The organism is Bacillota bacterium (assembly GCA_012837285.1).
Lineage (GTDB): Bacteria > Bacillota > DTU030 > DUMP01 > DUMP01 > DUNI01.
The window spans coordinates 1-8007 of sequence record DURJ01000071.1; the positions used below are offsets into that span (position 1 = coordinate 1).

General features: G+C 52.7%; 7 protein-coding genes. 6 read left to right on the forward strand and 1 reads right to left on the reverse strand.

Going from position 1 to position 8007, the window contains the following annotated elements; all coding sequences use genetic code 11:
• Positions 1–615: ADP-ribosylglycohydrolase family protein (locus GX016_04130; protein HHT70747.1), on the forward strand; the 615-nt coding region annotated here is incomplete at its 5' end.
• A gap of 59 nt (positions 616–674) precedes the next feature.
• Here the strand turns inward: GX016_04130 and GX016_04135 are convergent.
• Entirely contained in the window at positions 675–1268 is a 594-nt protein-coding gene (locus GX016_04135) for a superoxide dismutase (protein ID HHT70748.1), read from the reverse strand.
• 532 nt (positions 1269–1800) lie between these two features.
• Here GX016_04135 and GX016_04140 point away from each other — a divergent pair.
• The 5 genes from GX016_04140 to GX016_04160 all read left to right on the forward strand — a co-directional run.
• Positions 1801–2994, forward strand: coding sequence for a DNA repair exonuclease (locus GX016_04140; GenBank protein ID HHT70749.1), 1194 nt, complete (start codon positions 1801–1803; stop codon positions 2992–2994).
• 2 nt (positions 2995–2996) lie between these two features.
• Positions 2997–5735 carry an AAA family ATPase gene (locus GX016_04145; protein ID HHT70750.1) on the forward strand — a complete coding sequence of 913 codons (2739 nt, stop codon included), beginning with the start codon at positions 2997–2999 and terminating at the stop codon, positions 5733–5735.
• Positions 5736–5821: 86 nt separating this feature from the next.
• Positions 5822–5989: a hypothetical protein gene (locus tag GX016_04150; GenBank protein HHT70751.1), complete on the forward strand. Its 168-nt coding sequence runs from the start codon at positions 5822–5824 to the stop codon at positions 5987–5989.
• A 219-nt stretch (positions 5990–6208) separates the two neighbouring features.
• Positions 6209–7042: an Mrp/NBP35 family ATP-binding protein gene (locus tag GX016_04155; GenBank protein HHT70752.1), complete on the forward strand. Its 834-nt coding sequence runs from the start codon at positions 6209–6211 to the stop codon at positions 7040–7042.
• A gap of 229 nt (positions 7043–7271) precedes the next feature.
• Positions 7272–8007: NAD-dependent deacylase (locus tag GX016_04160; GenBank protein ID HHT70753.1), on the forward strand; the 736-nt coding region annotated here is incomplete at its 3' end.

An 8007-nucleotide genomic window follows, 5' to 3' on the forward strand; every position in this document is an offset into this window, starting at 1 on the left:
CACAAAGTCAGTAGGGGGCATAGTTGGCACGAAGGCGCCTATCAGTTGCATTGCGAGACATCCCACACCGCCGGTAACGGCGCTCTCATGCGAACTTTGCCGGTAGGGCTGGCTTATTGTGAGCAAATGGAACTGATGGACAAAGCACAATCCATTGCTCAGATGACTCATTGGGATGAACGAGCCGTGTTTACGTGCCAACTCTACTGCTTATTGGTATACTATTTATTAAGCGAAAAAAGCTTTACCGACAGTCTGGCTAGCGCCTATTCGTACTTGGCCCGGAAATGTCCCGATAAAGAAGCTTTGCTCACCATGAGGGCAGAACTGGAGCAGAGAATGGCTGCTCCGGATCCCACCGGTTATTCGGTGGACACACTGGCTTGTGTTCTCTGGGCTTTGCAGTCTGCCGACAATCTAGAAGAAGCAGTGATAGCGGCGGTTAATCTGGGCGGCGATGCCGATACCGTGGGTGCTGTCACCGGAGGCTTAGCCGGTGTACACTACAGCTTCGAAACGATCCCTGAACGCTGGTTGAAAAAGTTCAGCCCTTGCCAACGGGAACAATTGGACCGGACGGCGGAACGCCTACTGGCTGTGCGGTCCCAGGTCTAGTCTGGGCCAAACGACTGAAAAGCCCCTCAGCAGGGGCTTTTCATGTCCTGTTGTCCTATCTATGGGCCTTGACACCACAGGTTCCAGCGCCTGTTGACCTCATCCCAGTTGATATTACTGAAGAAAGCGTCAATATAGGCCCTTCTATTAGTGGCATAATCAATAAAATAGGCGTGTTCATAGACATCGATAATGAGCAGAATATGAGTTTCGGCACTGCCGCCCATGTTGTGGGCATCGTATAGGAAGTTGTGAAGCCGGTTGGTACGATGGTCGTAAACCAACGCTCCCCAACCACGGGCGGAAAGGGCCAGGGCTCGGAAATCTTCGGCCCATTGTTCTATACTGCCAAAGCCATGATTGATAACATCAGCTATTGGTCCGAAAGGCGGCCCACCCAGTCCGCCCAAGTTGGTAAAATAGAGCTCGTGCAGCTTAACACCGTTGAAGGCGAAGGTCTCTTCCAGTTTCAGTTCTCGGTATGGGCTATAGGTGGCGTTGGCTTCACGGCGATTTGCTTCCGGCAGCAGGGACCAAATTTCGTTGGTCTTATTAACATAGCCGGTGTATAGCTTGTAATGTTCCGCCAATTGAAAGGCTGATAAGCCCGGTAGACTCACGTAAGGTAAAGGTATGGGCACAAGTTGACTCATATAGCAATCCTCCTTAGATAGGTTAGATCTTTTGGGCAGGAGCTGGGCTGTCCTAGCCCGTATGCTCTGTGCTGCTGTTATGATTACCGGCCCATCCTCAAGCTCCGGCAGACTTGTATCCGAAGCATGCGCCCACCAGAACGACCGAGACCGGCTTACTTATGCCGCCTCTGAACTCGCCCCTTCGAGGCTTGACTTGCCCACCCTACAAGACGGGGCACATACAGCGGCGGTTTTCCCTGGCTCCCCTCGCTCTTTTGAACGCGGGCTAGAGACTGGGGTCCGGCCGATGGGTGGGGGCAGGGCTCCGTCCCTGCCCACTAGCTGTACCACTGCGCCAAACAGCGTTGCCAGGCCAGTATAGAGGTGCTGCTCCAGTATATGCCTAATGTGTCTTCGGGGTTTAGATGAGCTTTGGCTAAGGAAGAAAAGGATTGTCTTTCCTGGTCCCGAATACTATTGTCAGAACCAACTCTGTCCGTTTTTGAGCGTTACTTAAGTTCCGGTTCTGTCTGGAAAGGAGTGAAAAGCCTTGATTCGTTTTTTGCATACCGCCGACTGGCAGCTCGGCATGAAGGCTCGCCATGTGGCAGAAGTGGGAGACAAAGTGCGAGCGGCTCGTTTGCAGACAGTGCGGCGTTTGCTCCAGGTGGCAGCAGAACAGCAGGCGGACTTTATTATTGTTGCCGGCGATACTTTTGAAGACAACCAGGTTGATAGTCAGCTAGTACATAAGCTGCTTAGTATCCTGGAGCAGTGTCCGCTGCCCATCTACATTCTGCCGGGCAACCACGACCCCTTAACGGCCGATTCGGTTTATTTGCGCTCGGTGCTAGTTAACAATCTTCCGGCCAATGTTCACATACTGAGAACCTTTGAACCCCTAGAGCCGTTGCCGGGGGTGATTCTGCTGCCGGCTCCTTGTTGCCAGAAGAAATCTGATTCCGACCCCACTTTGAGGTGGCCGCTTGTTTCCTCTCCGGCGGTGAAAATCGGAGTGGCCCACGGTTCGCTCATGATCGAAGGGCGCTACCAACCGGATGACTTCCCTATCGCTCTGGCTGCGGCCGAGAGGCAGGGGCTGGATTACTTGGCGTTAGGACATTGGCACTCTTTATTCTCTCTAGGCAAACGCACTTTTTATTCCGGAACACCGGAACCCACCGGGTTTGACGAGCCGGGAAGCGGCAGTGTCCTGCTGGTTACCATTGACCAGCTGGGCCAAATTCCACAGGTTGAACCAATCAAAGTCAATACTTTAAGCTGGCAACGGTGGGAATACGATCTCGGTGCCGGTATCGAAGGGATTGCAGGGCGGCTCAAACACCGTATCGGCGAGCTGGATAAGCCGGAGACAGCACTGGTGCGCTTAGCTTTAGCGGGCCACTTGTCATTAGCCGACAGTACAAAACTGAATGAACTCACCGGTTGGCTACGAGCACGTCTTTTCCACTTGGAGCTTGACACCAGCCGTCTTTTGACTCAGCCCCTCACCGCCAAATTGCTCAATATGGCCCGAAGCCAGCCTTTTCTTCAGGCCCTACTGGCCGATTTGAAAGTGACAGCTGCTATCCTGGGCGAGCCGTTGTCGGATCTACCGGAAGATCTGGTTGCCGGGGCCGGACCAAGCCAAGAATTACTAGCGACTATCATTGAAGAAGGCTTTCAACCGGAGGATGCCCGGGAAGCAGTTCGAACATTGGCGGCCTTGATGGAGGAGGTGTAGTCATGCAGCTCCATTCGTTGACTGTATCCGGCCTGCGTTGTTTTCGTAACCCGGTTACCCTGACAGAATTTGACCACCGTATTAATATCATTTCCGGGCCCAATGAATTAGGCAAATCCACCCTTGTTTGGGGTCTTATTTTGGCCTTTTGCAACCGCCACGATGTAGGCGGTGAAGGGATTCTAGCCTATCGCCCTTGGGGAACAGATCTAAGCCCAGTGATAGAGGTGGAGTTTACGGCAGCAGGCAAACGCTACCGACTAGAAAAGGGCTTCTTGGACCAGGCCAAGTGCGTCTTATCGGAACAGGCAGGGAAAGGTTATTTGCGCTTGGCTGATGGCAAGAGGGCCGACGACCGAGTGCGCGAGTTTATGTTAGCTCGTTTCCCGGGCCGGGGCCTAGCTAAAGGTGCTGACTGGGGACTGGCTCACCTTTTGTGGATGCCTCAAGACAAGGAACGCTTCACTTCTCCTAGTGTTTCCCGCCAGGTAGAAGATCATTTCCAGCAGGCGGCTGGGGCCACCATATTTACTTCCCAAGACGATAGGCTGCTGCAACTTGTGGATGATCGTTATGCAAAGATCTATACACCGAAAACAGCAGTATACCAGACGGGATCGGAGATCCGGCAGACTGAGGCTCGGCAGCATGAACTAGATAAGAAATTAGAGGAAGCACGCCGGCAACTGGCTAAGATTTCCGGCCAAGCAACCGAACTTGAGCGGAGAGAAAAACAAGCCCAGGCTGCAGAAGAAACTGTCCGGCAACTAACCGAAGAACATAAGAAGCTGTTGGCTCGGGTAGACGAAGTCAAGAAGCTTAAAGGCCGGATTGAGACTGTTGACGCACAAGTAAAGGCGGCCGTGCAGCGATGGCGGTTGCTCAAGCAGGATTTTGATCACGTAGAGACCTGGGGCCGGAAAAGTAACGATGCGGCCCGGGCAGTACAGGATAAAGAAAAAGAATTAGTCTCTGTTCGGCCACTGGTGCAGAAACTGCAAGAACAAGTAGCTATCAAAGAAAGAGAGATCACTCAGCTGACCGCAGGTCTGAAGGCAGCCAATCGCCAGCTTAGCCGGGTTTATAAAATAAGGCAGAGTCTGACTCTGCTGCAGAAAATCGATAAGATTAAGCACGACTGTACTGCCGCTCGGAAAATAGAACAAGAGCTGGCCGGGTTCAAAACAAAGCTGAGCCTAAAGCCAGTACCGACAGCGAAACAGCTCGCGGACGCGGAACAGTTGCAAAGACAAATTGAAATCAGCCAGGGGCAGGCTAAGGCTCAGGGGTTGCGGATAGATTTTCGCCCGACTGGGGATTTTGAGGTCACGGTAAAAACCGCTGAAGGCCAAGCGGAACACAGTGTAGGGCCGGGGCGCCCCCTGGCGGTGGATGTTACCGGGGCTGAAGTACAGTTGGAAATTGCCACTGTGGGCACTTTCAGCATTGCATCCGGAGCTTCGGAGTTGAAAGGAATCTTAACTCGGTTGAAGGCAGATAAGAAAAAACTGGCCGCTATACTAACCACATTCACAGTTGGCAATGCAGCCGAATTACGGGAAAGATATGACTGGGCACAAAGCAGTCGGCGGCAAATCGAGCAGTTGCAGGCCGAGCAAGCCAACATTCTAGGTGAACACGATTCAATGGCTGAGTTAGAGCAAGAGGGTATTCATGAACAACAGCAATTAGAGAGGCTGTGTGAAGAGCTGGGCCTGGACGTATCCCATCTCAGCTCGATTTCTCCGGTCGATGCGGCTGAGCTGGAACGGCAGGCCAGGGCGCTGGAAGAACGACAGGAGAAAGGGCAAAAAGAGCTGGGGGCTCTAAGAGAAGAGTGGAGGAAGAAAGAAGATCGACAGCGGACGCTGGAACAAGAGATAAGCGAGCTAAAACAGATGCTCCGGACTGCCGCTGAGGAACAAGAAAAGCGGTTGGCTAATTATCAAGGGGAAAAAGATGAACTGGAGCGGAGCCTCAGAGGGGCCCAAGACGAGAAAGAGCAGCAGCTTAATCTGTTAAGCCAACTGAAAGACCGGCTGCCGCCGGATGCAGATTCGTTGGAACGAACGGCGTTGAGGTTGGAGCAGGACATCGGCCGGAAGCAAGAACAAGGAACGAAATTGAGAGAAGAAATGGCCGGGCTGCGGGCCGAGATCAATCTCCAATCGGAAGTAGGACTGTATTCTAAGATCAGCCGGCTGGAAGAAGAGTACGAGCTAGTTCAAAGAGAGTACAACCGGCTGGAGGTTAATGCCCGAGCGGTGAAACTGTTGTACCGTTTAGTGCATGCCCGTCACGAGGCTATGTTAGCTGATATCACCGATCCTATTCGCCAAGGACTCAATAGCTTATTCCAACAAGTAACCTTCAGGCGTGATCGCAGCCTACAACTAGAGGCCGATTTGTCGCTGGCTGGCCTGAGAGTAGAGAACGAAGAATCTTTACAGCCGCTGGAGGTATTTTCTATTGGAACTCAAGAGCAAATGCTGCTGCTGGCTCGCCTGGCCTTGGCTCAGTTTTTAAGCACCGGCGAGCGCCAACTGGTGGTCTTAGACGACGCCTTGGTTAACAGTGACGGCACCCGTCGCAGCCGGATCTTAGACCTCTTGGCGGACGCGGCTGCTGACCGCTTTCAGCTGCTTATCCTCACTTGCCATCCGGATATGTACAAAGAATTACCCGGAAAGAGATACGATTTAGCTTCCCTTCTGATCCCAACGGGGGCAGGTGTAAACTAAGTATACTAACTTGCGCGCTGCCACTTCTTGTCTGCATTATTTTTTGTACACGGGGAACAACTGACAATGGAGGAGGTGGCAGCAGTATGCGTAACAATGATGGCCGAATGGATATGTGGCCTTGGTCAAGCATGTTGGTACTATCGCTGGTAATGACAATGCCTTTTCTCTGGTACGCAAAGCGGATGACCGAATCGCTGGAGATTATTGCCGAGAGTAAAAGACAAAAGATGCTGCAGGCCGAATCCGAATAATTCATCAGGAGTCAGGTCTCGACCTATTCTACTTAGGGGCTGTCTGGCGCTTGGGAAAGTGGAATAAGCCGAGACCTGACTTCACTTGGGGTAGGGCGGTTAGTGTGGGCCCGTGCCTTATTTTATTTCCGAGGAAATAATGCCGGGTTATGGGCTTGCGTTCGATATAGGCAAGAGATAATATATGTAAGGTATAAAGTTGCACCAGGAGGCGAAGAAATGGCTGAAGAAAATGCTGAATGCAGTAGCTGCGAGCAGGGACAAACGTGCCCGTCAAAGACCAAGACCGGCCTAGACAAGCTGCCGGTTCCGGAACATAGTTCTATCCGCCATGTGGTGGCGGTGATGAGCGGCAAAGGCGGGGTGGGGAAGTCCACTGTAACAGCGCTGATAGCCAGTGCTCTGGCTAAGAAGCTTCACCGTGTGGGCGTGTTGGACGCTGATATTACCGGCCCGTCTATTCCCAAATTATTTGGTATCAAAGATCGCCCGGAAGGTACGTCCCTGGGTTTGATTCCACCCAAGAGCCTGCTAGGTATCAGCATCATGTCGCTCAATTTGCTCTTACCTAACGAAGACGATCCTGTTGTTTGGCGCGGTCCTCTTATCGGCGGGGCAGTCAAGCAGTTTTGGACCGATGTGGTTTGGGGCGATCTGGATTACTTAATTGTGGACTTGCCGCCGGGAACAGGGGATGCGCCGCTTACTGTTCTGCAATCACTGCCCTTAGATGGCATCATTCTAGTTTCCTCACCGCAGGAACTTGCTGTTATGGTGGTAAAGAAAGCCATTCGCATGGCCGAGATGCTGGACGTGCCTATTTTGGGTGTGGCCGAAAACATGAGCTACCTGAACTGTCCGCATTGCGGCGACAAGATTGAACTGTTTGGCCCCAGTCACGTAAGGGCAGCGGCTCAGGCAGAAAACCTCAAGTTCTTGGGCGCCCTGCCGGTAGACCCGCAGTTGGCTGAACTGGGTGACCAAGGAGAGATAGAGAAGTATCCGGTGGATTTTCTGGACGGAATCGAAACAATTCTAGGAGCAAGTAAATAGCTGCAGTAAAAAGACGCGGAAGCAAAGCTCCGCGTCTTTGACTACCAGCAGGAGACGCCCCAGCGAAGGGTGAACACTTCAGTGCCTGACACTTTTTGGGCCGGGCTGCAACGCTTCATCAGTTCAACACCGAGTTCTCCATTTCTGGATGTTAACGGCAAGGCAGGAAACTGTTCCCTAATGGAGAAATAATTATATAGAGGGGACACTTCCTGTAGGAGATGACATAATGCAACAGACCGAAGTACGGGCTTTGGCTCAGCTTCTGAACAGGCATCGCGGACGAACGGCTGTTTTTACCGGTGCCGGCATATCCACCGAGAGCGGGATTCCCGACTTTCGCAGCCCCGGCACAGGCCTTTGGAGCCACATTGACCCGATGGAGTATCTGTCTGTAGACGCTTTGTATGCGCGTCCGCAGACCTTCTGGCGCTATTTTGACCAGGTGTTCGGCCCCACTTTGGACGCCGAGCCAAATGCCGGGCATATAGCCCTGGCGACGCTAGAACAATCAGGCTATGTTCACACTATCATTACTCAAAATATTGATGGCTTACATCAGAAAGCCGGAGCCCAGAACGTACTGGAAGTACATGGGCATTTGCGCACAGTGCACTGCCGCAGCTGCGGCCGCACATATCCCATGCAGCAGGCATTGGAACAGCTGCCGAAGGAACCTGTGCCTCGCTGTGAACAATGCGGAAAAACTGTAAGGCCGGATGTGGTGCTTTTTGGGGACATGATGCCACCGGCCTTTAGCCAAGCACTACAAGCAGTGGAGCGCAGCCAGCTAGTTCTGGTGGTGGGATCTAGCCTCACGGTTTCACCGGCGAATACCCTGGCTTTTCAGGCACCTCATCTAGCTATCGTCAATCGTGATCCGACGCTGGCTGATAGGAGAGCCGATGTAGTGCTATATGGCACAGCTGGAGAAGCCCTCACCGCTGTAGTCGAAGAGCTGGCAA